The 25,358-nt window shown below is 41.3% G+C and carries 22 protein-coding genes and 1 pseudogene; 8 read left to right on the top strand and 15 right to left on the bottom strand.

Annotated features, from left to right (window positions below):
- The first annotated feature begins 95 nt into the window (after positions 1-95).
- The gene (gene udp, locus H5203_RS02010) at positions 96-851 is read left to right on the top strand and encodes a uridine phosphorylase (RefSeq protein ID WP_145234419.1); all 756 of its coding nucleotides are present in this window, start codon (positions 96-98) and stop codon (positions 849-851) included.
- Here udp and cdd read toward each other — a convergent pair.
- The 3 genes from cdd to ppc form a co-directional block, all read right to left on the bottom strand.
- Positions 832-1,764: a cytidine deaminase gene (gene cdd, locus H5203_RS02005; protein ID WP_182819283.1), complete on the bottom strand. Its 933-nt coding sequence runs from the start codon at positions 1,762-1,764 to the stop codon at positions 832-834. The genes udp and cdd overlap by 20 nt on opposite strands.
- Positions 1,765-1,812: 48 nt before the next feature.
- Complete coding sequence (locus tag H5203_RS02000) at positions 1,813-2,190, bottom strand: hypothetical protein (RefSeq protein ID WP_145234423.1); 378 nt, start codon at positions 2,188-2,190, stop codon at positions 1,813-1,815.
- A gap of 396 nt (positions 2,191-2,586) precedes the next feature.
- Positions 2,587-5,232, bottom strand: coding sequence for a phosphoenolpyruvate carboxylase (gene ppc / locus H5203_RS01995; RefSeq protein ID WP_182819282.1), 2,646 nt, complete (start codon positions 5,230-5,232; stop codon positions 2,587-2,589).
- A 220-nt stretch (positions 5,233-5,452) separates the two neighbouring features.
- Here ppc and H5203_RS01990 point away from each other — a divergent pair, with 220 nt between their 5' ends.
- The 3 genes from H5203_RS01990 to H5203_RS01980 are packed head-to-tail and all read left to right on the top strand — an operon-like array spanning position 5,453 to position 7,176.
- On the top strand, positions 5,453-5,818 hold the full coding sequence (locus H5203_RS01990; protein ID WP_182757459.1) for a thiol-disulfide oxidoreductase DCC family protein: 366 nt from the start codon (positions 5,453-5,455) through the stop codon (positions 5,816-5,818).
- Entirely contained in the window at positions 5,818-6,552 is a 735-nt protein-coding gene (locus H5203_RS01985; protein ID WP_182730786.1) for an SDR family NAD(P)-dependent oxidoreductase, read from the top strand. The genes H5203_RS01990 and H5203_RS01985 overlap by 1 nt, the downstream gene beginning before the upstream one ends.
- Before the next feature lie 9 nt (positions 6,553-6,561).
- Entirely contained in the window at positions 6,562-7,176 is a 615-nt protein-coding gene (locus H5203_RS01980; protein WP_145234432.1) for a flavin reductase family protein, read from the top strand.
- A 186-nt stretch (positions 7,177-7,362) separates the two neighbouring features.
- On the opposite strand, the gene H5203_RS01975 is transcribed toward H5203_RS01980, so the two are convergent.
- Positions 7,363-8,172 (bottom strand): peptidase S8, encoded by an 810-nt coding sequence (locus H5203_RS01975; RefSeq protein WP_145234434.1) that lies wholly within the window; start codon positions 8,170-8,172, stop codon positions 7,363-7,365.
- A 412-nt stretch (positions 8,173-8,584) separates the two neighbouring features.
- Between H5203_RS01975 and H5203_RS01970 the strand changes: the two genes are divergently transcribed.
- Together H5203_RS01970 and ycaC are read left to right on the top strand one after the other, a co-directional pair.
- Positions 8,585-9,559, top strand: a complete 975-nt coding sequence (locus H5203_RS01970) for a transposase (protein ID WP_145234436.1) — start codon at positions 8,585-8,587, stop codon at positions 9,557-9,559.
- Between the two features lie 197 nt (positions 9,560-9,756).
- A pseudogene (gene ycaC, locus H5203_RS01965) lies at positions 9,757-10,266 on the top strand (isochorismate family cysteine hydrolase YcaC); the annotation flags it as partial.
- Between the two features lie 90 nt (positions 10,267-10,356).
- On the opposite strand, the gene H5203_RS01960 reads toward ycaC, so the two are convergent.
- From H5203_RS01960 to H5203_RS01940, 5 genes are all read right to left on the bottom strand, one after another.
- On the bottom strand, positions 10,357-10,755 hold the full coding sequence (locus H5203_RS01960; RefSeq protein ID WP_145234441.1) for a hypothetical protein: 399 nt from the start codon (positions 10,753-10,755) through the stop codon (positions 10,357-10,359).
- A 70-nt stretch (positions 10,756-10,825) separates the two neighbouring features.
- Positions 10,826-11,770 (bottom strand): ornithine cyclodeaminase family protein, encoded by a 945-nt coding sequence (locus tag H5203_RS01955; RefSeq protein ID WP_182717610.1) that lies wholly within the window; start codon positions 11,768-11,770, stop codon positions 10,826-10,828.
- A 1-nt stretch (position 11,771) separates the two neighbouring features.
- On the bottom strand, positions 11,772-12,857 hold the full coding sequence (locus H5203_RS01950; protein ID WP_145234446.1) for a Xaa-Pro peptidase family protein: 1,086 nt from the start codon (positions 12,855-12,857) through the stop codon (positions 11,772-11,774).
- The gene (locus H5203_RS01945) at positions 12,854-13,903 is read right to left on the bottom strand and encodes a proline racemase family protein (RefSeq protein ID WP_145234449.1); all 1,050 of its coding nucleotides are present in this window, start codon (positions 13,901-13,903) and stop codon (positions 12,854-12,856) included. Before H5203_RS01945 ends, H5203_RS01950 begins: the two co-directional genes overlap by 4 nt.
- A gap of 205 nt (positions 13,904-14,108) precedes the next feature.
- Positions 14,109-17,102 (bottom strand): TonB-dependent receptor domain-containing protein, encoded by a 2,994-nt coding sequence (locus tag H5203_RS01940; protein ID WP_182819281.1) that lies wholly within the window; start codon positions 17,100-17,102, stop codon positions 14,109-14,111.
- Between the two features lie 330 nt (positions 17,103-17,432).
- Between H5203_RS01940 and H5203_RS01935 the strand changes: the two genes are divergently transcribed.
- The gene (locus tag H5203_RS01935) at positions 17,433-18,401 is read left to right on the top strand and encodes a dihydrodipicolinate synthase family protein (protein ID WP_145234584.1); all 969 of its coding nucleotides are present in this window, start codon (positions 17,433-17,435) and stop codon (positions 18,399-18,401) included.
- 465 nt (positions 18,402-18,866) lie between these two features.
- Here the strand turns inward: H5203_RS01935 and H5203_RS01930 are convergent, their stop codons facing one another.
- The 6 genes from H5203_RS01930 to H5203_RS01905 all read right to left on the bottom strand — a co-directional run bounded on the left by H5203_RS01930 (position 18,867) and on the right by H5203_RS01905 (position 23,779).
- Positions 18,867-19,088, bottom strand: coding sequence for a hypothetical protein (locus H5203_RS01930; protein WP_182717613.1), 222 nt, complete (start codon positions 19,086-19,088; stop codon positions 18,867-18,869).
- A gap of 277 nt (positions 19,089-19,365) precedes the next feature.
- Entirely contained in the window at positions 19,366-20,157 is a 792-nt protein-coding gene (locus H5203_RS01925) for a Cthe_2314 family HEPN domain-containing protein (RefSeq protein WP_182757463.1), read from the bottom strand.
- A 124-nt stretch (positions 20,158-20,281) separates the two neighbouring features.
- The gene (locus H5203_RS01920; protein ID WP_145234461.1) at positions 20,282-20,950 is read right to left on the bottom strand and encodes a GntR family transcriptional regulator; all 669 of its coding nucleotides are present in this window, start codon (positions 20,948-20,950) and stop codon (positions 20,282-20,284) included.
- A 135-nt stretch (positions 20,951-21,085) separates the two neighbouring features.
- On the bottom strand, positions 21,086-22,582 hold the full coding sequence (locus H5203_RS01915; protein WP_182717615.1) for an aldehyde dehydrogenase (NADP(+)): 1,497 nt from the start codon (positions 22,580-22,582) through the stop codon (positions 21,086-21,088).
- Between the two features lie 13 nt (positions 22,583-22,595).
- Positions 22,596-23,597: a 4-hydroxyproline epimerase gene (locus tag H5203_RS01910; RefSeq protein WP_182739491.1), complete on the bottom strand. Its 1,002-nt coding sequence runs from the start codon at positions 23,595-23,597 to the stop codon at positions 22,596-22,598.
- Entirely contained in the window at positions 23,597-23,779 is a 183-nt protein-coding gene (locus H5203_RS01905; protein ID WP_145234469.1) for a hypothetical protein, read from the bottom strand. The genes H5203_RS01910 and H5203_RS01905 overlap by 1 nt, the downstream gene beginning before the upstream one ends.
- Positions 23,780-24,048: 269 nt before the next feature.
- On the opposite strand from H5203_RS01905, the gene H5203_RS01900 reads away from it, so the two are divergent.
- Positions 24,049-25,338: an FAD-binding oxidoreductase gene (locus tag H5203_RS01900; RefSeq protein ID WP_145234472.1), complete on the top strand. Its 1,290-nt coding sequence runs from the start codon at positions 24,049-24,051 to the stop codon at positions 25,336-25,338.
- The last annotated feature ends 20 nt before the right edge of the window (positions 25,339-25,358 follow it).

The raw sequence follows: 25,358 nt of genomic DNA, 5'->3' as shown, positions 1-25,358 counted from the left end.
ATGCATTGTAGTAATTATGCTAAATTGACAACAACTCTTTATAAATTAGCGTTATTAACTGACGTTAGAACAAAAGTTATAAATAAGGCCCCGCTATGGAAAAGGTATTTCACTTAGGACTCACCCGCGACGATCTACACGGTGCAAAACTTGCAATTGTACCGGGCGATCCAGATCGTGCAGCACGTATTTCAACTTTTCTCGAAAACCCAACTTGCCTCGTCCAAACCCGAGAATTTCATGCTTACTTAGGTCAACTTAACGGTAGCTCTGTGGTTATTTGCTCAACCGGTATTGGTGGTCCTTCAACCTCCATTGCAGTAGAAGAGCTGGCGCAATTGGGAGTTGAAACATTCTTACGAATTGGCACAACTGGCGCTATTCAACCTCATATTAATGAAGGTGATATTTTAATCAGCCAAGCATCTGTGCGTTTAGATGGTGCGAGCCAACATTTTGCGCCATTGAACTACCCTGCGGTGTCTGACTTTTTCGCCACTCAAGCGATGGTAAATGCGTGCGGTAATTTAGGCATTGATTTTCATATTGGTATTACTGCATCAAGCGATACTTTTTACCCAGGTCAAGAACGTTACGACACTTACTCGGGTTATGTACCAAAAGCATTTCAAGGTAGCTGTGAAGAATGGCAAAAGCTGGGCGTGATGAACTATGAAATGGAATCAGCAACCTTATTTACAATGTGTGCAGCACTGGGGCTAAAAGCAGCCTGTGTAGCTGGTGTGTTGGTTAATCGTACTCGCCAAGAAATCCCCAATGTAGATCACGGCGAGATTGAGAAAAAATCAGTCGCCGTGGTACTCGAAGCCGCTAAACTGCTGTTGGCTTAATATTTAAACTAATACTTTGTAGTACTGGCAAATCAGTGTAACTTGCCAGTACTGCTTGACTGACACTCAACTGATTTCCCTTACCCTGCGTTTGTAGTAACTCAATCCCTTTGACAACATCTTTAGTCATTGCCAAACCGGCTAAATGCAATTGACTCACCGCACTTTGCAGTGGTGATAAGCTCGGGCTATACGCGGCATTCTCCGCATAACAACCATAAAAATTACCATTTTCGAAAGTACTAATTTTCACTGCGCTGTAATTTTCAGAGTAAGGTACATATGCAGCCAACGCATAACTTAACAACGTTTTATCCAGTTCATCAGTTACAACAAATTCATGCTGTTGTGGAGCGGGGTTAAACAAGCTATAAGAATTACCTAAATCTTGCGGACCAAATGAGTGAGGGAGTAAATCAGCCAGCTTGAATTGCTGCTGCGGTAATAAAATATCAAAGCTCTGCGCATCAGCCAACTCATTCATAAATTGACGACAATAACCACATGGCGCATCACTGATAGCAATTTTAGCTATTTTTTTCGCGCCATTGAGCCAAGCGTTATTAATTGCCGATTGCTCAGCATGAACCACTAAGCTTAATGCTTGTTGTACAAATTCAACGTTAGCCCCAAAATAAAAATGTTGCTCACCGTGTTTATCGTAGCCAACTACAATTGCCCCAACAAAAAAATGTGAAATAGGCACAACTGCAAATTTTGCAGCAATAGGTAAACAGGCACGCAGTATAACCTCGACAGGTTGCTTATATTGCGCGCACAAAGCTGTGATATCAGCGGTATTTAAAATACCCTTGTGCTGTTTTACGTGAAGATATAACTGCTGCTGTTGTTTTTCACTGAAGCTAAAAACGCAGCTAGTTTGAGTACTTACTGTAGGCGTTAATGAAGACATAGACTAGTTTTATGATTTAATGGCTAACTAGTTTAGAAGGTTCAACGCTTAAATGCTAGGTTGATTTACTAACCAATTTTTCGCGCTGTTAAAACAATCAAAATTTTCTGCTTTTATATCAAAGCGCTGTGCTTTTTGCAAAAACAAATCGTGCATAAAACCATCAAAACTAACGACGCGAGCAATAAAGCAACTAGCTAACCACTGAGATACTGCTGGCATAATAGTCAGCAGTTCACTTGCCGGAAATTTATGCGTTAATTCAGACACATCAACGAGTAACTTATTACTGCCGTAAATAGATACGTACTGCTGCGCGATTTGATAAAAGTTCATCACATCCTGTGCACTTGCCGTCCCTCTTAGCGTCATCATTATTAATGACGTAGATGCATCATACGTGATGCAAGTAGACACATTCGACATATTACTACTCAATTATTAATACACTTACCATTATGGCAAAACAGCCGACATTCTAGATAAAAAAAACAGACAGTCAATATCTAGTAGCAAATCAGGTCTGACCAGAGCGTTAATACAGAATAAAGGATGGTTTTTTTTGCTAAAATGATACCAAAAAATACCTTGTTGTAACTAAGTTATAACCTGAAACAGCTTAACGATAGGAAGTAACTGTATTCAATACATCTAAGCTGAACTAAGATTAAATAAGATGTTTAATGCGGATAAATATAACTTACTTGGTAATATATGCGCCGAACCTTACCAGCACAGCGCACTGTTAGTGCTCAATTAACTAATTAATGGACCTCTCGCTGCTAAACACAGCAAAGAAGTCCACACTTAATTATTGGATAATCAACCGGTATTACGCATACCTGCGGCAATCCCAGTCATAGTAATCATTAACGCGTTATCAATGTCACCAGAGCTGCCTTCTGCCGCTTCGCGCGAACGTTTTAACAACTCAACTTGAAGCACATTCAATGGATCCGTATACGGGTTGCGCAAACCAATAGACTCTTTTATCCAAGGTTGATCGGCAAGCAAACTTTGCTGTGGACTTAACGATTGTACCAGTGAAATAGCCTGCTTGAGCTCTTTACGCAGTTTTTCACCTAGTGGTTTATATTGCTCTTCAACTAAAGCGTCGTCGTAATGCGCACTTAACCAACAGTCCGCTTTACTGAATACCATTTCAAGCATTTCTAGACGGGCTCTGAAAAACGGCCAGCGTTGACTCATCTCATTAAGGGTGTCTATGCCGTGTTTTTCAAGTGCAGCTTGTAAACCAGTTAGTGCCCCAAGCCATGCTGGTAGCATTAAGCGATTTTGACTCCAAGCAAAAATCCACGGAATAGCTCGCAGGCTTTCAACACCACCATTGGGATTACGCTTTGCTGGACGCGAACCAAGCGGTAATTTTGATAGTTCCTGCTCTGGTGTTGCCATTCTAAAGTACGGCACAAAGTCTTCATCAAAACGCACTACATTACGGTAATGCTCACATGACTTTTCACTGATCAACGCCATTACATCACGCCATTCATCTTTTGGCTCTGGTGGTGGTAACAAATTACTTTCAAGCACAGCACCTGCATAGATGTTTAGACTTTCCAGCGCCACATTAGGTAGGCCAAACTTAAAGCGGATCATCTCCCCTTGTTCGGTAACACGCAGGCCACCTTTGAGTGAACCTGGTGGCTGTGAACGCAAGGCTTGCGCAGCAGGTGCGCCACCACGGCCAACAGTACCACCACGGCCATGGAATAATATCAGCTCAATACCGCGTTGCTCTGCCAATTGTACAAGCTTATCCATTGCCTCGTATTGCGCCCACCCGGCAGCCATCATCCCAGCATCTTTGGCTGAATCTGAGTAACCTATCATAACATTCTGTATGCCCTCAGCTTGGCCTCGATACCAGTTATTATCTAGCAATTGAGTAATAACATCGCTGCCTGCATTTAAGTCATCTAAGGTTTCAAATAATGGCGCAACAGGCAGTTTAAAACTACAACCACTTTCTTTTAATAGCAGTTGTACTGCTAATACATCAGAGGCTGTGCGTGCCATTGAAATAATATATAAACCAAACGTCGACGCATCTTGCTTGGCGATTACATCAAAGGTGTCGAGGACTTCTTTTACATCAGCGCTTGGTTGCCAATGTTTAGGAATAAGCGGGCGACGAGAGTTAAGCTCGGCTAATAAAAATGCCTGCTTATCTTCTTCTTGCCATTGTTCGTAATCACCTAAACCTAAATAACGAGTGAGCTCTGAAAATACCTGACTGTGGCGTGATGAGTCTTGGCGCACATCTAGTTTAGCTAAACGAATACCAAAGCTATTAATACGACGTAACACATCTAATAATAAGCCATTGGCTACCACCGCAATGTTACTCTTAAGCAACGAACGGTAGCATGCCTCAAGCGGCTGCTTTAACTGCTCAATGTCAGTGACGATGTCTTGTGCATCGGTGCGCTTATTCATAATTTTAGCGCCAAGATGAGCAACGGTTTCACTCACTTGCGCTTTGAGTACTTTTAATACCGCACGATACGGTTCAAAATCTTGTCCAGCGAGCTCGACTAGCTCATCACTGGCTTGTGACATAGAAAGCTCAGTGCTTAAAGTGTCGATATCGCGACTGTATAAATCCAGTGCCATCCAGCGCCCATGATCCAGCACTTGCTGCGTCACTAATGCTGTTACAAATGGATTGCCATCGCGATCGCCCCCCATCCATGAGGTAAATTCAACGGGGCTGTAATCGTTTGGTAACTCTAAATCAAGGTGCTCTTTTACTTCTTTATTAAAGTCTCGTAAAAAACGCGGAACGGCATGCCATAGGCTATTTTCGATAACTGCAAAACCCCATTTTGCTTCATCAATTGGGGTTGGACGTGAACGACGGATGTCGTCTGTATGCCATGCTTGGCTGATCAACTGTGCGATACGGTTTAATATATTTTCACGCTCATAAGGCAGGTTATCGGTACGCTCAAGAGCTGCTAAACAATCACTTAATTCAACGTGTTTGTTAATAATTGTACGGCGAGTTACTTCAGTTGGGTGTGCAGTTAAAACTAAATTGATATGCAGTTTAGCTAAACTTTCTGCGATTTCATTGGGATTTATTTTACCCTGCTGTGCGTGGCTAGCTAATGCTTTTAAAGTTTGTGTTAACGGGCTTAGCTGACAAAAACCCACGTCATTAAAACGAGAAATAGTATGAAACTGCTCTGCAACATTGGCTAGATTCAAAAAGTGATTAAAAGCACGTGCCACTGGCAGTAACTCTTCATCGGTTAAAGCATGCAGAACATTAATTAAGGTATGGCGGTCTTGCTCGTTTCCTGTGCGGGATGACTTAGCTAAAGCTCGAATTTCTTCTACTTTATCTAAAATCGCTTGTCCTTGGGCGTCTTTGATTGTTTGGCCTAATAATTGCCCCAATAAATTAACGTTCCCACGCAAGGCGGCATATTGTTCACTCATTCCTGATACTCCATTGTTGATGTTTATACCATAAAGGTACTAATAATAAGCCGTGTTCAATTTTTAAGTGTGGAGTGTAAAATGCGGTAAAAAATCGACACTTTGCTTACCTTTATATTTGTAAGACTCTATTAATATCATCCAAATGGATAATTTAACAGATCCAAGGCTTATTCTATTTCGTAACAAGACATAATGAATCGATGAATTTTGAGTAACTATGATTATTTTTTACGATGGTAATTGCCCGCTTTGTGTTAAAGAAATGGATTCACTTAAGCGTGCTGACACACACAACAAAATAATACTCGAAGATATAAATAAAGATGATTTTGAGCAGCGCTTTAAAAACATAAAACGCCACGATGCCATGGCGTTTTTGCATGGCCAGCGTGATAACGGTGAAATGATTTACGGATTAGATGTCACATTTGAAGCATGGCAAACGGTTGGCCGTCATTCATGGCTAAAGCTGCTACAATTACCCATAATACGCTTTATTGCCGATTTAAGTTATCGCCTGTTTGCTAAGTACCGCAGACAGATCACACGCATTTTCTGTCAATCAAGTTGTGGGATAAAATAATGACTAACGCTTATATTATTTTCGGTGCAAGTAGTGAAATTGCAAATGCGTATCTAAAAGAAATTGCCAAACACGATCCACAGGCTATGGTTTTTTGTGTAAGTCGCAGCTCTATTGACACATCCGCTGTCGGTATTGTTGTTGAGCAGTTTGTTTGTGACTATTCCAAAGCACGCTTAAGTGAATTAACAAACTTACTTAAAGAGCGCGCAATATACCCAACTCAGGTAGTTATTTTTAACGGCCAGCTACATTATGCGCAATCTATGCCTGAAAAAAAACTCGACGATATCGATGAGCATTATTTCAATACCTTACTCAACACCAATACATTGACTCCTATTTTGTGCCTGCAAGCAATCGCGCCGCTACTTAGCCACAAAACACCTTGTACCATAACGGCCTTAAGTGCGCGAGTAGGTAGTATTACAGACAATAACTTAGGCGGCTGGTACAGCTACCGCGCCTCAAAAGCAGCACTTAATATGTTATTCAAAACAGCAGCTATTGAACTGCAACGACGCGCAAAACAAACACGTTTAATTCTTTTTCATCCGGGCACAACAGATACTAATTTATCTAAGCCGTTTCAAAAAAATGTACCCGCAGGTAAGCTCTTTACACCTGAGTTTGTAGCATCACAACTTTATACTCTTTTACAACAACCTGAACAGCTCACTGAGGTAGGTCAACCCGCCTACATTGATTGGCAAGGTGAGCACATACACTGGTAAGGATAAACCATGCACTTTACAACAGACGCCATTAGTCAGTTAGATAAACACTACCGTACGCATTTAATAAACTCACTATCTGGTTTTAAAAGTGCCAACTTAATTGGTACTCAAGATAGTGCAGGCAACACCAACTTAGCAATTGTAAGTTCGGTTATTCACCTTGGCGCGCATCCACCGCTTGTAGGTATGATTATGCGCCCACATAGTGTACCTCGTCATACTTTCGAGAATATTTTAGCAACCGGTGTTTACACTATTAACCAAGTGAATAGCGAGATTGTGGAACAAGCTCACCAGACTTCTGCCCGTTACGATAAAAATGAATCTGAATTTGATGCTACAGGCCTTACAACCGAGTATCTGGCTAATTTTTCGGCTCCGTTTGTTGCTCAAAGCCGTTTAAAGTATGCTGTTAAATTTGTTGAGCATCAACACCTTGCCGTAAATGGCACTGAGTTAGTAATCGGTGAGATTATAGACTTACATGTTGAAGACTCAGCAATTTTAGAGGATGGTTTTATCGATTTAGAGTCAATCAACACCGTCACCATTAGCGGCTTAGATAGTTATCACAAAACACACGCTATAACGCGTCTACCCTATGCTAAAAAACCTCGTTAAATAGTGCAGCTGAGCTTTGAAAATGATTGTTAAGAGTGTCATATATACTTTGAATAATTAAATATCATACTTTGATACGGTTGTTAACACTGCGCTATGGAGTAAACCTCAGCAGCAAGTGCAACGTATTATATTGAAAGTCGCAACTACCTTACAATAGACTGTTTTGGTAATTGCGACCCATACTTAAAATATTATTTTAAACATTTCTAATGAGCAAGGATACATTGCATTACAACCTATAACTGTAGGCAGAACATTGGTTCCAAAACCACCATTATTGACCGCTTGTACGTAATAACCATTAATCGATTTAAGCGCGATGTTGTCACCATTTTGAATTAATGCACCAGGGTTATTTGGTAATTCTATAGTGAACGTTTCCCATATTGATGCCGCAGTTCGGTTTGCATTAAGTGCAGCCCCACCACCTTGCTCTGCCACAAAATAGTATCCTGATGTTGTTTGGATATGTATTTCATCACCACTTAGCAAATCACCGCCATTAATATCTATTAAATTAAATTGCTCCCATGGACCAATTGCAAGACGATTTGCATTCACTGTATCCCCCCCATTATTCTCAGCCACAACGTAATATTGGCCACCTGTTTCTAGGGAGATATTGTTTAATATAGTGGGGTTACATGGTAGCGTGGTAAAAGTGAGATCTTCACCTTGCAGTGTTGATCTGGGCGGTTTTGGATCACCATGAAACCGAAAATGATACTGCGTTCCACAATCTAAATTAGCTACTTGCGCACTCACAGGGCCATTAACTCCTGCGGGTGTGACTAAAACACTAAAGCCATAGTTTGTGGTTTCACCATAATCAATTATTTCACCACTTAAGCCAATAGTAGATGCCGAATAACCATTTAACTGCGCCGATGTTGTCGTAATATTGCTTGCAGGTTGTGTTGTGTACTGCGTACCAGCATGCGCAATCGATGCCGTACCAAGTAAAACCACAAATAAAAGTTTTGAAGTAATCATTGTCGAGTTCCTGTGACGTTTACGCTGCTAGGATTAACAGCCCTATAAGCGTAAACGTCGACATGAAATAAAACATTACACCTTATTACAAGTCGCATAATGATAAAAAACTTACATGACACCCACTTAAATCTAAATTCAGCAACTGATTCCAATTCAATCCCATTATAAAGTTGCAGTCCTATATAAAGTAAAAACTTATATGACACCAACTTATATGACACCCACTTAAATCTAAATTCAGCAACTTATTCCAATTCAAACCCATCATAAAGTTACAATCCTATATAAACTTACATGACACCCATTTAAATCTAAATTCAACAACTGATTCCAATTCAAACCCATCATAAAGTTGCAGTCCTATATAAAGTGACTAGTATTTTTATAGAAACACAACATTGGAGGTTTTATGGCAATCGCTCGAAAAAGACAAATTAGCCTAAGTGATACTCGCTACTATCACTGTATATCTCGTTGCGTAAGAAAAGCTTATTTATGTGGCATAGACAAGCATACGGGCCAATCGTATGAGCACCGCAGAGAATGGGTTGAAGATAAAATTATAATGCTCGCTTCAATATTTTGTATTGATGTATGCGCCTATGCTGTGATGAGTAATCATACACATATCATCCTTCATGTAGATAATAATAAAGCTAACCGCCTAAATGATAAAGCCATTGCTTTACGCTGGCACAAAGCATTTAAAGGTACTTTATTAACTCAACGCTTTGTGAAAAATGAGGTGCTCTCTACTGTCGAACTGCAATTAGCAAAGTCTAGCATTGGAGAATATCGTTCAAGGCTAATGGACATTAGCTGGTTTATGCGATCACTTAATGAGTACATTGCTCGCAAAGCTAATAAAGAAGATAATTGTAAAGGTAGATTTTGGGAGGGACGCTTTAAATCTCAAGCTTTACTTGATGAGTCAGCACTAGTGGCTTGTATGGCCTATGTCGATCTAAACCCAATCCGTGCTGGAACCGCTTCATCACCTGAAAACTCAAATTATACAAGTATTAAAAAACGTATTGCAGCAGCACAAAATGCCAAACAACCTAGGTCCTTATTTCGCTTTGCAGGTTTAACGACAAAACACACTGTAAATGGTTTGCCTTTTGAACTGAACTCTTACCTAAACCTTGTTGATAAAACAGGGCGCTGCATAAAAACAGATAAAACAGGTTATATAGATCATTCTTTGCCACCGCTACTAGAGCAACTAAACATATGCCCTGAAAACTGGCTAAAAATCACCAGTAGGTTTACTAAAGTCTTTCATGGTGCAGTTGGTAAACCAGATGCAATTGACCGATATTGTGAACACCAACACTTTAAACGACGAAGTAACCTCAAAAATTGCGAAAAACTATTAGCGTAATACCATATAAAACAACTTTTTACTTTTTATCAGCTCAAGGCTGAAGCTTATGCTGCCAGTTATTTGCTATACTCGCCCAAAAATGAACATTTACTATTCTGAGAAGAGTTTTTTAATATCATTAGACACATAAAAACTCTTGTAACTGTATTGAAGTTAGGTGTCATTTTAATTTTTAAAAGTAGTGGATGTCTTTTAACTTACTCGCATTGGCAGACTGTGCAAAATACTTTGCGATGCCAACAATCTTAACCACCAGCTTTGAAGAAGGCCCCAACGGCCCGCTAGTACCTGAGTTAAAAGAAATGTTTCCAGATTCGCCCTACATTGCTCGGCCTGGACAAATTAACGCATGGGATAATGAAGAGTTTGTTGCCGCTATTAAAGCTACAGGAAAAAAACAAATCATTATTGCTGGAGTAGTAACTGAAGTATGCGTTGCATTCCCAGCTTTATCCGCTTTAGCAGAGGGTTTTGATGTATTCGTGATCACTGATGCTTCAGGCACCTTTAATGTAATGACTCGTGATGCAGCTTGGGATCGCATGTCAGCTGCTGGCGCACAACTTATGACCTGGTTTGGCGCAGCTTGCGAATTACATAGAGACTGGCGCAATGATGTGGAAGGACTGGGGACTCTATTCTCAAACCACATTCCAGATTATCGCAACCTAATAAATAGTTACTCAACCTTCCAACCTAAATAACATACTATTTAACAAGGGGCTGGCCCCCTTTTTTTATAACTAAAAACTAAACAATATAAGTGAGTTGCATACCAAGCATGCTCGTTTACCTCACGTTAAAAAATAGCTCCCCACGCACAAACTTAGACCGCTAACCAACCAAACTAATGCATAGCTTTGCCATAGTTGTGAGTTGTTATAAACCTTTTGCGGGTTATTTTTATCAACCAATACACTGCAAGGCTCGCCTTGTTTGAATCGTGTGAGCAGGGTGTTGTCGTGACTGACCAATACGCTATACAAATGATTGTTAAATCTAAAGCTAACTAACATTGACTGTGACGGCAATAGTTCATGAGCACCAATACGAGTATTAACCGCATTAGTGATGTTATCAATCACACACACGCGCCAGTGATGTTTGCTTATTTTACACTTTAACCACCTAAAAAGAGGCAGTAACCCTGCAAAAATAAAACACACACCCAATATCAATAGCACAGTATTCATCTTTCACTTACCTTATAAAACTAAAACAGACACACAGCACACACATTAAAAACTCACCACAAATTATCTATTAGTTCTGTAGAGATTGATAAACTTGATTTGCAGCAATCAAGTCACTCAGTGCTGTACCAACTGATTTAAATACCGTTATATCCGTTTCGTTAAAACGGGCTACGGTATTTACCTTCGCTAAATCAGCTAATTCAGCACATACGCTTTGCTCGCAAAATACACCTTCACTTATTGGTATTAATAATTCACCTGCTTCTCCTAATACATTGGTTTTACTATCAACATAAACGCGGCTACGAGTAATTGTGGCGGTGTCGCATTCGCGATGGTCACTCTGATGATTACCGATTAGGTCAACATGCGTGCCTGATTTTAACCAGTTGCCATCAAATAATGGCACTTGAGAGCCGGTCGCGCAGCTGATCACGTCAGCACTGTAAATTACTTCTTGCGTACTTTGCCCAATGACAAACTCAACATCAGGATATAACTGCTCTAAACAACTTTGCAGGGCGACTACTTTTAAATGATTACGCGCCACCAGCGTTACTCGTTTAAAATTACGAACAGCCAAATGCGCACGCACCATATACTCGGCTAAGTTACCACTGCCAAAAAATACTAAATGATTACTATTCTCTCGGGATAAATAACGACTCGCAAGCGCCGATACGCTTGCCGTACGCCATAAAGTAATACTCGTGCCATCTACCAGTGCCAACGGTTCGCCGTGCTCGCGCGAAAACAACATTATTTTAGAATACAAAGAATCAAAGCCCGCCTCGCCATTATTAGGAAAATAAGTAAATGCTTTTACGCCAATCACTTGTTCATTCCATGCAGGTAACACAGCAAACGCATCCCGGCTACCGCTGTTGCTATCTAACTCATAGACGTTACGCTTTGGCATAGTAAAATCGAGGGCAAAACCTTGCTGCATAGCAGTGATTAACGAGTCAAAATCAAGGGCGTTATCAATGTGTTTTTTATCAATAACTTGCATTTTATAACTCCAGTTCGAATGGTTTAGGTGCGTGAGTTAAAATTTCATAACCCGTGTTGGTGATCAAGATGTCCTCCTCTAAACGCACCCCTCCATATTCAGAGATATAAATACCTGGCTCTATGGTGATCACATTGCCCACTTCTAATACGTGCTTAACGTTGCTATTGATAAACGGCTGCTCGTGTAAAAATAGCCCTAAGCCGTGGCCAAGCCCTTGTCCTGCCCATTTTCCAAAACCAGAGCCATCCAATACTTGTTGTGATGCATTTTGTAAATCAATGCAATCAACCCCTGGCTTAATTAAATTAATAGCAGCTTGTTGTGCAGTCGCAACTGCATTGTAAATTTGAACTTGTTTGCTTGACGCTTTACCTAATACATAACTACGTGTCATGTCTGAGCGATAGCCATTAACAACAGCGCCAAAGTCTAGGGTAATAAAGTCGCCTTCTTTAAGTGTTCTATCACTGGGGCTACCATGGGGCAGCGAGGTACGCTCTGCGAACATTAAAATCGTTGCAAACGACATTCCTTCAGAGCCTAATTTTTGCATTCTAAACTCTAGCTCTAAGGCTAAATCACGTTCGCTTACACCTACTTTAAAATATGGAATAGTGTGTGCAAGTGCTTCATCCGCAATCGCAGCCGCAGCTTTTATTTGTGCTACTTCCCAGTCATTTTTGATCATGCGCTGACGTTCAATTACTCCTTGAATTGGCATTAATGTGTGACCACTCAAATCACTAGCAATTTGCTGCCACAATGCCACATTAATAAATGCCGCATCAAAACCTAAATGGCTGTTAGCAGGTAAAAAACGGTTAATACAACAGCCTAAACTTTCGCTATCACGGTCGCGGCTGATCACTTCAAACCCTTGGCACTCAGATTGTGCGCGCTCAAAGTAACGATAATCAGTAATAAGTATGCAGCTAGCTTGCGTCACAATTGCATACGCGGCATTACCACTAAACCCGCTCAAGTAGCGAATATTCTCATGCCCTAACACTAATAACGCCGTTAAGTTTTGCTCTGCCATACGTTGTTTTAGTAATTGTTGGCGTACTAAAAAATGATTATTCATCGAAAAATAAATCCTTGTTTTAGGGGATCTGTTGGATCAATTAAAAAGGTATGTTTACCCGTCACAAAGGCTGTACCCGTAACACGAGGAATAATCGCAGACCGTGCTTTAACCTCACATGTTTGCTTAACCATTACATTAAATGCTGAGCCTAAAATGCTCTCAATATTTACACTTTGTCCTACCGCTAATTCGCCTTTGGCAAAAGCTAATGCAGCACGAGCGCTTACGCCCGTGCCTGTAGGGCTTCGATCAAGTTCACCTTCGGCAAATACACACACATGACGGCTAAAGTGGTTAATTTGTGATAACTGGCTATTGGAGTAAAAAATAACCCCATATAAAAAACCCAGTGCCTGATCGGTTGGGTGCGTTGGCTGATATTGATTAGTCACTTGCTGTTTAATGGCTTTCCCAAGGCTAATTATATGTCCATGATTGTCAGGTGCTAAGCTTAAATTAAGAGTATCTGCATCAACAAATGCGTAGTATGCACCGCCAAACGCTATATCACAGCTAACCGAACCACACATCGGCAAGCTTATTTTAACGTCTAATTTATCAACAAAACTGGCGACATTATCAAAATATACTTGCTGTAACTGATTATTGTTAAGTTCAACATACGCTTTTATAAGCCCAGCTGGAGTGTCTATTCTTAGTTCATTATAGCCATCTTTAAAGTCAACAAGTGCGCAATCTTTTGCAGCGGTAGCCAGTGCAATAATCGCATGCCCGCACATGGTGCTATAACCTTCATTATGTAAAAAAAGTACGCCAAAATGGCTATCTGAGCGCACAGCACAAGTGATCACTGCGCCATACATATCGGCATGACCACGAGGTTCAAACATCAATGCTTTTCGTAAATAATCAAAACGCGCTAAACAATCGGCACGCTTTTCTAGCATCGTATCACCTGTAAGTTGCTCAAAGCCATCAACTATAATACGCAATGGTTCACCACCAGTGTGCATCTCTAAAGTATGTATTTGTAACCAATCATTATTAGGCTGCTGCCAATGGGAAAATAAAGTCTGGGTCATAATTAACTCCTTCACTTTTGTATACAATATATCTCAATATTTTTTAGTGCAATAACTTTAATAAAAAATGCTGAGCAGTTACCTACTCAGCATCAAGGCTGTGTTACTCTTAATGAGAATGTGCTTAAACATTTTGTCAGTTTTAGTTTTCGCTTGTTAGATACTATTTACTAAAACGACAATTTACAGCCACTTACCAGGGAACTTAAAATTCTATACGTGCGGTTAACGATACATATCGAGCACCTTGGCGGCCAGTTACTAAACCATAATCTGGGTTGAGCTCTAAGCCATTATCGCCATATTGAGCTCGCTCCTCGTTTATCGATACCGCGCTATCTCCATCGAATAAGTTATATACCGTGCCTTTTAAGGTCATGTCAGAGCCAAAAAAGTCAGTATAATAAGTCAGTGACATATCCACATTAGTTAACCACGGTAAGTTACCTTTGCTTCCGCGTGGTGCCGGGTTACCATTTTCATCATAGTGCGATGCTTGGTCATAGTATTTACTCACACATGCATCCCACGGGCTTCCTTGCTCGCAGCTATCAACACCTTCAGGGTGAACTGAGAAGTAGCTCTTTGGACGACCCGATGTAGTTCGCGCAACTAAACCTACAGTCAGTGAATCGGTAATATTATACGCGCCACTAAATTTGATTGCGTGGCGGTGGTCATTTGGTAAATTACCATAGCCATGATCCATCAAATCGCCATAGTCGTAAGAGGTCGTCCAACCAGGATCTGCTTGGTCGTTATCCGTTTTAACTAAACCTTCCGTATTACCGTAGCTATGTGACCATGTATATGAAGTATTGATACGCAAGTCATCGGTTACATTGCCATCTAAGGTAAACTCAAGGGCCAAATATTTGCGTTGTGCTTCGGCAAGTGCAAGCTCATCAGCACTTAAATTAACGTTATCTATTTCTCCATCACCATCAAAGTCATACGACATTTGAATCGCTTCACCAGGATTATTAAGCACATAATATGAACCCTGCCCTACGTTATCGGTGATCCCCATTTCGGCAAGTTTCTTGGCAAGTATAGGGCCTACATCCGTGTCTTCAACACTGCGCCCAAGGTCGCGGTAAATAGCACGTACGCCGGCAGACATAGAATCAAAAACTTCTTGTTGATACCCTATTGTGAACTCATCGCTGTACATTGGTTTTAAAGAAGACGAGGCAATTAACCCAGGTTCAGTAATACCACGCTGGCGCCAGCGTCTATCTCGTAACATATCACCTCTGCTAGGTGAGCCGTCAGCTAATAAAGTAGGCGAGCCATTGCCTTCTAATTGATCTAATTCAAAATACTCAAACCATTCAATTGATGCAGAGCCTTGAGTGATATTCATGTTCGCAGATACTGGCTGAAAATAGCGCCCGTAAGTGGCAAATATTTTAGCGCTACCGTCACCCGATACATCATAAATAGCCTGTAAGCGTGGCGCTATTTGATTATCAATATCAACAAATGCTCGGCCATCTGTCACCCTATTTTCAAACTGGCTATAACGCAAACCCATATTAAGGACTAAATTATCAGTTGCTTGCCATGAGTCATTAATATAAAACGCCAGTGAAGTTGTATCTGAATCGACCTCACGGCTACGGACCCGCCTTTCGATAAAGTCACTCCCCAGCGCAGCACTTGATATATCATTTTCACCAGCAGTTTTTATAGTCCACCAGCCTTGTGCATCCCCAATACCATTTTGGCCTTCAAAATAATCAACCTTCACATTGGTGTAATCAATACCAAATTGAATTGAATGCATATCCAAGTCCCAGTTAAAATCAATTCTGGCTTGATCACGAATATACTCTTCTTCCGTTATACCGGAATTTGTATGCTGGCTTAGAGTTACAAAACCGTCACGTTCATCCCACACGCCGGGATTAGGTGATGCTACAACGTTCTCAACATTTTCAGTAACACGACCAACAACGGCTGACACTGAAAAAGTATCTGTGAGGTAGCCATTGTAGTTAATACTGTATACATTGCCGCCATCTTCGCCTGGTGCATCGACACCTTGTTGATCACCTACCACATTATCTTGCCAACTATACGCAAACGTTTTATCAGTCCAAGTACGTTTATTGTTCATTGCAGAGAAACCAATAGAGTGATCTTCATTAATAAACCAATCCACTTTGGTGAACCAACGGTCTTCATCACGCTCAAAATCAGAAAAAGTGGTTTGCCCTGCGCTATTAGACTCTTCTCTGCGTGGTGCAAATAAACCATAAAAGAACAGGGTATCTTCAATAATTGCACCACTTGCCCATAGCTGTACTTCTTTAAAGTCGTAACTGCTTTGCTGTGTATTAGTGTTTATTGTCCCACTATCTTGAAATATTGAATCATGTTGACTACGAAGGCCATCAGGATCCCAGCGCACCTCTGCACCGAATTTAAAGTCGTTATCGCCCGATTTAGACACAGCGTTTACAATGCCGCCTAATGCACCACCAAATTCAGGGCTTACACCACCGGTTTTAACTTGAGTTTGGGATATAGCTTCCCAAGGAAGGCGAATGGAACCTAAACCAGTACGAATACTCGTTACATTTAAGCCATTAAAATAGTAGCCATTTTCAGCAGCCGATGAACCACCAAAACTTGATGCGCCTTTAAAATTAGAGCCACCAGGTGCAGCGGTACCTGGCGCAAGTAAAGCAATGCTCTCAAAGCCTGTATTAACCGGCATTGCTTTAAGCTCAGCATCACTAAACGTTAAACCGGAGGTAGAGGAAGCCATATCTACACGACGAATTGCCGAACCTGTTACCGCGATACGCTCTATATCAGTACCAGCTTTATAAAGTTGTACATCGAGAATGATTGATTGACCAATGGTCACTGCTACATCTTCTTCAATTAGTGTTTGATAGCCATCTTTTACAATCGTTACATCGTACATACCCACCGGTACATTACGTAATAAGTAATCGCCTTCAGCATTACTCGTAATAGTGTAAACAAGCCCTTTACTCTTGTGTTTAAGTGTAATTGTTGCGCCAATCAAATCATTACCAGAGTGTGCAACAATATGACCTTTTACAATACTACTACCATCTACGGCCTGCGCAGCTGGTGTCATTATTAATGCAGCTGTAACAGCTGTTGCCAGTAGGGTTTTAACACCCACTCCCCGAGTTTGCTTTTTATTATTCGTAAACATGAAATGTTCCTTTGATCCTGTTGATTTTTTGTTGCCAGGCTAACCTTGACGTAAAAAATATACACTTATTACATATTGTATACAATATGTAATATGCATTTAATTTACGTAAAATTAAAAAACAAGATGGTTCATGTCAAACTTATTCAAAAACAATATTTATAATCAATTGCTTGCAAACTCACACTGAACACCTAAAAAGTAACAGAAGTGAGCAAAGTAATTAATACAGGGTTTAGTTTATTTTTATTCCGGCCTTGCCGAAAGCAATTTAGCTGATACAATCTAAATGTATAATGTATACAATATGTATTTATAAGAGGAAATATGATGCAAACGAACAGTAAAGATTGGCGATATACAGTTATGCCGGCCGTATTTACATGGCTAAAAGAGTCAGAGTCCGGAGCCCTGGAAATAGACCTTGATACAACAAAAAAATACGCTGCAGATATTTTAAAAGTGCAAGGAAAGGGGGGTACTCGTATGGGTGGACTTGTTGGCTCTGGTACGCTGGGTGAAAACAGCTACCTAAGTGCTGAGCAACGCCTTTCTTTACTAAAAGCCCTTTCAAGTGTTGCTAAAGAACACAACGTTCCTTTAATCAGTGGCGCAGCGGCAGAAACCAAAGAAGAACTAGCCAAAATAGTAAAAGAACTCGCAACGGTCGGCGTAGATACCGTTATGGTAATGCCACCAAAAACCAAAGAAACACCTTGTGATGAACAGATGTATGCTTACTACGCGCTTAGCGCCTCAGCGGCAAAAGAGGCCGGCATAACAATAATGCCCTATAACAACCCTGACGCAGCGGGCTACCATGCGCTTTCAACTGATCTGCTTACAAGGCTTGCAGCTCTACCAGAGGTAACTGCGCTTAAAATATCAACTATCGATGTGTCAGTTATTGAAACAATGATGTTAGAGAACAAAAATTTAAAAGTATTGGCCGGTGTTGACACCGTTACTGTACATGCAGGACTCGCAGGCGCATGTGGCGGCATTACAGGTGTGGGCTGCATATTCCCAAAAGCGAGTATTACAATGCAAGAGTATGTAAATAACGGAGAATGGGCCGAGGCAAACAAAATCTCTCAAGCGATGAACTCTATATCCTATCTTGATGCACAGCCGTTACTTTTAGAATACCTTAAGTTTGCTTTTGGCATTCATCATAATGATCTAACAGGTGGGCTTCGCACCTTTGGCAAGAAGTTAACCCAACAGCAAATTGATGACGTGCACACACGGTATGCCCTAGCAAAAGAACGACTTGAGGTCCTCGATTTACTAGACTGATGTTTTAAAATATTCAAATAGCAAAAACTCCGTTGCTACGGAGTTTTTATCTTTACAGATTGGCTATTTTTGAGATTGTTACATCTTATTTTATTCAAAACAGGCCTAGGCTACTTGCCATGATTAGGTTAACCGATGAATGTCTCGGCTCTGGCATCCTGCTTCGTTCTACCTTCTAAATCTATTTAGTCGTAGTGCCCCAGAAAGTCCAAAAGGATATGGGAAAAACCTGGCTGCGATAAGATCGCAATAAGAGATTACTGCGTAACGCATCCTAGATGTGTTTGCCGTAAGCTACTTGCTTAACAGCCACATCGACATACGAAGTAAACGAATTTGCTTATTGAATTAGAGTTGATTTTTGATTGACCTTCAATTTATAAAACGGTCAAAAAGAACACTAGTGCCTATTGACAGAGTTAAGGCTCATATGTATTAGGCAATTGATTCTGCAACATAAATACATCAAACGCAATTACTAACTTCACCCGCAGCAAATGTGAGAGTTTTACCTTTAGTTTTAATAAAGTAAGGTGTGATTTTATGACGTTGATCTGGATATTGAGGATGAGGCACTTCAAATGATGGTTCGTCCATGTCGTTCCAAGGATACTTCCAAATATTAATACCATTGATTTTTTTAGTTTGGGATTCAAAACCAATATCGTGATACTGCCAACCATCCATGTAAATCACCTAACGAGGCTGTAGTATAACTCCAACAGCCAAATTCAATTAAAAGACGAGCTCCTGTAATTAACTCTAAGCGTTTTTAAAGCATTAGGTAATGCATTTGGAACCCATAAAACTGGCTGTCTTTCTTAAAAAAAGAGTAATTCTACAGCCTCACCCCCCAATTAAGGTGTGGGCCACGCTACCACGACGCTCAAATTGAACACCGTAAACACTGAACTAGCCCTAAACTGAAACTGCCAAGCGTGGGGAATCACTCTTAAATTGCTTGTTAGCTATCTTTTTCACAATGCAGTGGGAAATGCTGCGACACTCCCATTGCAGAACCGCATGATAACCTAAGGTGTGTATCACGATAGTGGTCATAGCAATTATCAACTAAGTTGATTGTAGCTCTTAATGCCACCTGCACTTCTTGAACTACTAGATCACAAATTTTGTCACGGGAGTTTTCATAAATACCGACCAAATCATAATCAATGTTGTCGATAACTTTGCCTTCCATCCACGACATATTTTTGAACATTTTATCATCGCCAGTATAGAGTTCACTGAATCCCTTGTGTGCTCGGTCATTACGATCAGTCCGCAATTCTTCACCGGTTTTATCAAGAGTTTTTAAGTCCTCTAGAATTTCAGGGTACTCTGTTTTGAGAGCTTTTTTGAGTTGCTTAATATTTAACTGAAAATCAGAAAGTCCTAGCTCCAAAACTTCATTCACAAAATGAAAGGCTATATCTCTCAAGCTGGAAAAACGGAATAAAGTCAAATCAACGATAGATTTAAGCCAGTCGTATCTATTTATGTCTTGAACGCTGGATTTAACTGGAACAGTTTCAACCCCAAGCATTTGAGGGATAACCCGCAAATCAATGAATTGTTGTTCAAGCATGTTAAATCGGACATAGGTTAATTGTGCATAAGCCATATGTGGGTCAGCTTCAGAAAACTCTTCCCAGTTTTTGTAAGGCAAGTCATGCAAGAAATAACAATTTATCGAGTCGTATAAAACACCCTTGAAGCTAGAGTCTTCCAGATCCCACCAATGATATTCATTATTCATAGATACTCGCAATTTCTGACAGATAGCTAACAGCCTTTTACCAAGAATACCGATAAACACTCTTGAGTGATTACCCTGAACTGCGTAAACACACATTAAAATTTATAATAACAACTTATTAAGGTTACCTTTTTTCGTCTTCGATTTTTAATAATAGCTTTTTAATGTCGTTTTTGGCGCCCAAGATATGCTTTTTCAAAAAGTCACAGGCTTTTTTAGTGTCTTTTGCGCGACAGTGATTTAACAATGTGCGGTGCTCTTCGGGTGCGGTGGTTAAACCACCAGCCAGTAAAATATGCATGCGCACGTAGCGCTCTGAATTTTTACTATACATATCTACCAGCTCACGGGTTTGTGGCCGTTGCGCGCGCGAATATAATTTACCATGAAATCGACTATTTAAATCGCCTGTGGCAAGGTGGGTGTCGCCCGCATCCATAGCGCTTTCAAGCTCAGTTAAAATAAGCTCAGCGTCGATTAAATCTTGATCTGTTAAACCGTCTATTGAATGGCTTAATAGCTCTGCTTCAAGTAAGGCTCTTAAATCAAAAATCTCATCAATTTGTGATGCTGAAAGCTCTGTTGCCGTAGCTCCTTTGTGCGCTTCAAAGTTAACAAGCCCTTCGGCTTCAAGCTGAAGAAGTGCCTCACGTACAGGAATACGACTTACGTTCATCTCTGTTGCCAGTGCAGCTTGACGTAAGGGCTCGCCTGCTTTAATTTCACCAGAGAGAATTTTTGCGCGAATTGCTTCTGCAACAAGCTGGGTGCGGGTTTTGTGCTCGATAGCCATGGTGATCCTCTTACATTGCATTTAGCATACATTATACTCAAGTTCACTCATATGCCAAGTGAGAATCTGTCGGTACCCTATATAAACAAGGGGGAAAGCGGGAATATACAATTTGCATATCCCGCCCAATAAATCCTATGCTTGATAACAAATTGGTCGCATAAAACGTAACATTGCATTTGCGCCCACAGAGGTACTGCGTACATCGGTTGAACTTGGGAACGGCCCACCGTGGTTCATTGAAGCGCACACTTCAACACCTGTTGGCAGCTGATTTTTTATCAAACGACCTACTTTATATTGCAGCGCTTCGATAAGGCTATCGGCGTTGTTTAAATCAGCTTCAGTGCCATGAATACTGGCGGTTAACTGCCCTTGTAATTGGTTTATCAATGTCATGAGCTGCTGTTCACTGTCGTAGCGCACCACTAACGCAGCAGGGCCAAACACTTCTTCTTGCAAAGCTGAGATTGCTAAATAGTCATCAGCATTACAAGCAAATACATGTGCATTTGCATGAAATTCATGCTCCAGCTTGCCTTTACCCAGCACGCTAAGCTTATCAAGCTGAGTTCGCTCTGCTATTTGGTGTTTAAAGGTTTTAACAATCCCAGGGGTGAGTAAAGTGTCTGATGGGGCATCATTAATACACGCTGTTATATGTGCTTCGAGTTCGTCACACCCGGTTGGTACTAGCCAAAGCCCTGGGCTAGTGCAAAACTGCCCGTTCCCCATCAGCATTGACTGGCAAAGTGATTGTGCCATCTCTTTGCTATGTTCAATGGCTTTATTGAGTAAAATAACTTGTGGGTTAATACTGCCAAGCTCACCATAAAATGGTATCGGCTCTTCACGCTTGGCAATTGTTGCTTGCAGCTTGCTGGCCACATTAAATGAGCCTGTAAACCCCACCGCTTTTATTGCCGGCGCAGCCACTAATTGATGCGATATGTCGTAGGCTTTACTTTGTACCATTGCAAACACGCCTAACGGCATTGCACATTCTTTAATGGCTGCAAGCGCCACACGTGCCATCAACTCACCCGTTCCTGGGTGCGCGGTGTGGTTTTTTACAATTACTGGGCAGCCTGCTGCAAGGGCTGCGGCGGTATCGCCGCCCAGTGTTGAAAAGGCGTAAGGGAAATTAGATGCACCAAATACAGCCACCGGCCCCAGCGGTAAATAGTTAAGTTCAGTGTGCGGCTTTGGTAACGGTGCTCTGGTGGCATCTGCTTCATCCACTATTTTTAAACCCAGTGGCGATTCAGGGTTGTCACGTAATGCATTAGCAAAGGCTTTAAGCTGATTTACGGTGCGCATACGCTCACCTTGCAAACGTGCCAGCGGTAAGTTGGTTTCTTGCTGTGTTTGCTCAAGTAACTCATCACCAAGCGCTAAAATATGATCAGCAATACATTCTAAAAAATCTGCTCGTTGTGCAAAACTGGTTTTACGATATTCATAAAACGCCGATTGTGCGGCTTCTATTGCACTGTCTAACTCAGTGGCGCTGAGGTTAAAAAAGCGCGTTGCGAGTGGTTCATTGCGGGCGGGGGAAAATGCGTTAAATTCACCATTTCCAGAGTGACCGAGCCATTGCCCTGCTACTAAACTTTGTCCTGTTAATGTCATGCTTTGCTCCTCATTAAATTACTTGAAACCCAAATGCGTATGGGTCATCGTCATCTACGGTGATAGCACTTGTGCCCGTCACCCTAGACCAACCTTGAATACTTGGTAAGATAGCTGTTATGCCTGCGATCTCTGTTACGTGTTCAATGCAACCAATAAACTGGCTGCCAATATAACTTTCGTGAATAAAATTTTGCCCTTGAGCCAACTGCCCTTTGGCAAATAGCTGTGCCATACGGGCGCTGGTGCCTGTTCCACATGGCGAGCGATCAATGGCTTTATCACCATAAAAAACTGCATTTGCGGCGTCTGAATTGGCATTTTTTGGGGTGCCTGTCCATAAAACATGGCTTGCGCCTTGAACGGTTGAGTCAAGCGGATGAACACATTTAATTTTGGCGTTTATTGCATCACGCACTAGCGGGCTATATTGCAAAATTTGCCCAGCCGTTAAATGTTCAATGCCTTTATAATTACCTTGCGGTTCAACAATAATGTAGAAGTTGCCGCCATAGGCGATATCTACTATCAGCTCGCCCAATTCAGGCACTTCAATAACTATCGACTTATGTGCTAAATACGCAGGTACATTATAAATTTTTACCCACTGTACTTTGCCATCACTCATTTCATAGTTGATCTGGACACGCCCAGCAGGTGTGTCTAGCAGCAGAGTTCCCGGCACTTTTGCCTGTAACAAACCATGCTCTAAAGCAAACGTAACGATACCCATTGTGCCGTGGCCGCACATAGGCAAACACCCAGATGTTTCAACAAATAAAATAGCGGCATCGCCGTCTTCCGTGGTCGGTGGATATAAAAATCCGCCCGACATCATGTCGTGACCGCGAGGTTCAAACATCAGTGCTTGGCGGATCCAATCGTGATTTTGCAAAAAATCTTGGCGCTTCTCACTCATGCTCTGCCCGCTCAATTGCGGGTGACCACTGGTTATAAGCCTAACTGGGTTGCCACAAGTATGGCCGTCAATACAAAAAAAACTTCCTTTACGCATCACTTAGCCCACTTTAATTTTGTTAGGTTAGTAGGGCTTGCTATAGCCAGTGCAATCATGCCGTGAACAGCTTTGTTGATCAGTTCATCGCTCATGTTTGCTGTTGTTGCAAAGTTAATGGAGTCGTCTGCACTAAACTGAGCCATTACTGCTGCACAGACTCCTTGCCAAGTTACTGTCATTTTAATTACCTGATTGATGTTTAGGCTTGATATCATAGGTATATTGTATACAATAATCAATATCCCACCTTAAAGTTTGTTAAAAGGTTTATCTTCTGAGGCTCTTTTGGGATTGGGAATAACTACTTAAGCAACTGAAAAACAATGCTTATTTACTGATTTAATACAGCGGGATTTTTTTCATAAATCACTGTTTAAAGTGAGATGCAATGTATACGCGCCTACAAATCAAGTGTTTGGTATTACTTTTATAGAAGAGGTAAATTATTTTGGCGGATAAAAATAAACAGCAAGTCGCCGTTATAGGAGCTGGTATTATTGGCATTTGTAGCGCATTACAACTACAACGAGCAGGTTTTGCAGTCACCTTGTATGATGAAAATGGTTTAGCGCAAGGCTGCTCTAAAGGCAATGCTGGACACTTTGCGACTGAGCAAGTGTTTCCGCTTGCGCACCCTTCACTATTAAAGAAGCTACCCGGTATGTTATTCAATCCATTAGGGCCGCTACGGATTGATTGGCGTTATGGCTTTAAAGCCCTACCTTGGTTTTGGCAATTTGTTAAAAACATGCCAAGCAAGACTTATCGCACTAACACACAAGCACTTAAGGCGTTAAACCAACTAGCGATCCCCGCTTATGAGCGCTTACTCAGTGAGTATAATTTAGGCCACTTACTAACTAAAAAGGGCAGCTTACTGACTTTTGAGACCACCCCTCTTAGTAAAATTAACGCTATGCTGCGCAGCTACCTTGATCAGGGTATTGAGGTGGAGTTACTTGATGGCGAACACGTGCGTCTACTAGAGCCCAATTTAGCTAAAACCATTACCTACGCTTTATTATTTAAAGAGGTGGCTCACAGTGTTGATCCGCATTTATTTTGCCTCAACTTAGCAGAACAATTTAGCGCGTTGGGCGGCCAATTTTGCCAACAAAAAATCACCTCGATACAGCCTGCAAAGCAAGGTTATACACTCAGTTGCCAAAATCAAATTGTCACAGCGAATAAAGTAGTCATCGCCGCAGGCGCATGGAGTAACACACTATTGAAACCTTTAGGCTACAAAGTGCCGCTTGATACTGAACGTGGTTACCATTGCATGCTAGCCAGTAATTACGGGCTTTCACGCCCTGTGGCCTCTGCCGAGCGTCACTTTATTATGACTCCCATGAGCCAAGGCCTACGCATTGCTGGCACGGTAGAATTTGCCGGCACCAAACGAAAAATGAATAACAAACGCGCATTAGCATTATTACCCAACGCTAAAGCATTACTGAATAGATCAGCCTTTTCATTACATGCTAACAGTACCTGGATGGGCTGTAGGCCATCGCTACCGGATTCATTGCCCGTTATTGGTAGCGCCCCGAACCACGATAACCTGTACTTTGCTTTTGGCCACCAGCACTTAGGATTAACCCAAGGCGCCGTAACCGCAGAGCTAATAACCGCACTGTGTTTAAACCACCCGCCGCAAATAGATATACACCCTTATTGTGTGAGTCGCTTTTCAACGCAACCCGCTTGCAGTAAAGCACAGCCACACGCACAATAGCCGCATATAAATAAAGGAGA

The sequence above is a fragment of the Pseudoalteromonas sp. SG41-1 genome (assembly GCF_014164575.1).
GTDB lineage: Bacteria > Pseudomonadota > Gammaproteobacteria > Enterobacterales > Alteromonadaceae > Pseudoalteromonas > Pseudoalteromonas rhizosphaerae.
Note: the sequence above shows the minus strand (reverse complement) of the source record. Positions and strands in the feature narration are given on the sequence as shown.

Excerpts from the sequence above, each read along its gene's own strand:
- udp (WP_145234419.1), top strand. The coding sequence starts at position 96 with ATGGAAAAGGTATTTCACTTAGGACTCACCCGCGACGATCTACACGGT.
- cdd (WP_182819283.1), bottom strand. The coding sequence starts at position 1,764 with ATGTCTTCATTAACGCCTACAGTAAGTACTCAAACTAGCTGCGTTTTT.
- H5203_RS02000 (WP_145234423.1), bottom strand. The coding sequence starts at position 2,190 with ATGTCGAATGTGTCTACTTGCATCACGTATGATGCATCTACGTCATTA.
- ppc (WP_182819282.1), bottom strand. The coding sequence starts at position 5,232 with ATGAGTGAACAATATGCCGCCTTGCGTGGGAACGTTAATTTATTGGGG.
- H5203_RS01990 (WP_182757459.1), top strand. The coding sequence starts at position 5,453 with ATGATTATTTTTTACGATGGTAATTGCCCGCTTTGTGTTAAAGAAATG.
- H5203_RS01985 (WP_182730786.1), top strand. The coding sequence starts at position 5,818 with ATGACTAACGCTTATATTATTTTCGGTGCAAGTAGTGAAATTGCAAAT.
- H5203_RS01980 (WP_145234432.1), top strand. The coding sequence starts at position 6,562 with ATGCACTTTACAACAGACGCCATTAGTCAGTTAGATAAACACTACCGT.
- H5203_RS01975 (WP_145234434.1), bottom strand. The coding sequence starts at position 8,172 with ATGATTACTTCAAAACTTTTATTTGTGGTTTTACTTGGTACGGCATCG.
- H5203_RS01970 (WP_145234436.1), top strand. The coding sequence starts at position 8,585 with ATGGCAATCGCTCGAAAAAGACAAATTAGCCTAAGTGATACTCGCTAC.
- H5203_RS01960 (WP_145234441.1), bottom strand. The coding sequence starts at position 10,755 with ATGAATACTGTGCTATTGATATTGGGTGTGTGTTTTATTTTTGCAGGG.
- H5203_RS01955 (WP_182717610.1), bottom strand. The coding sequence starts at position 11,770 with ATGCAAGTTATTGATAAAAAACACATTGATAACGCCCTTGATTTTGAC.
- H5203_RS01950 (WP_145234446.1), bottom strand. The coding sequence starts at position 12,857 with ATGAATAATCATTTTTTAGTACGCCAACAATTACTAAAACAACGTATG.
- H5203_RS01945 (WP_145234449.1), bottom strand. The coding sequence starts at position 13,903 with ATGACCCAGACTTTATTTTCCCATTGGCAGCAGCCTAATAATGATTGG.
- H5203_RS01940 (WP_182819281.1), bottom strand. The coding sequence starts at position 17,102 with ATGTTTACGAATAATAAAAAGCAAACTCGGGGAGTGGGTGTTAAAACC.
- H5203_RS01935 (WP_145234584.1), top strand. The coding sequence starts at position 17,433 with ATGCAAACGAACAGTAAAGATTGGCGATATACAGTTATGCCGGCCGTA.
- H5203_RS01930 (WP_182717613.1), bottom strand. The coding sequence starts at position 19,088 with ATGGATGGTTGGCAGTATCACGATATTGGTTTTGAATCCCAAACTAAA.
- H5203_RS01925 (WP_182757463.1), bottom strand. The coding sequence starts at position 20,157 with ATGAATAATGAATATCATTGGTGGGATCTGGAAGACTCTAGCTTCAAG.
- H5203_RS01920 (WP_145234461.1), bottom strand. The coding sequence starts at position 20,950 with ATGGCTATCGAGCACAAAACCCGCACCCAGCTTGTTGCAGAAGCAATT.
- H5203_RS01915 (WP_182717615.1), bottom strand. The coding sequence starts at position 22,582 with ATGACATTAACAGGACAAAGTTTAGTAGCAGGGCAATGGCTCGGTCAC.
- H5203_RS01910 (WP_182739491.1), bottom strand. The coding sequence starts at position 23,597 with ATGCGTAAAGGAAGTTTTTTTTGTATTGACGGCCATACTTGTGGCAAC.
- H5203_RS01905 (WP_145234469.1), bottom strand. The coding sequence starts at position 23,779 with ATGACAGTAACTTGGCAAGGAGTCTGTGCAGCAGTAATGGCTCAGTTT.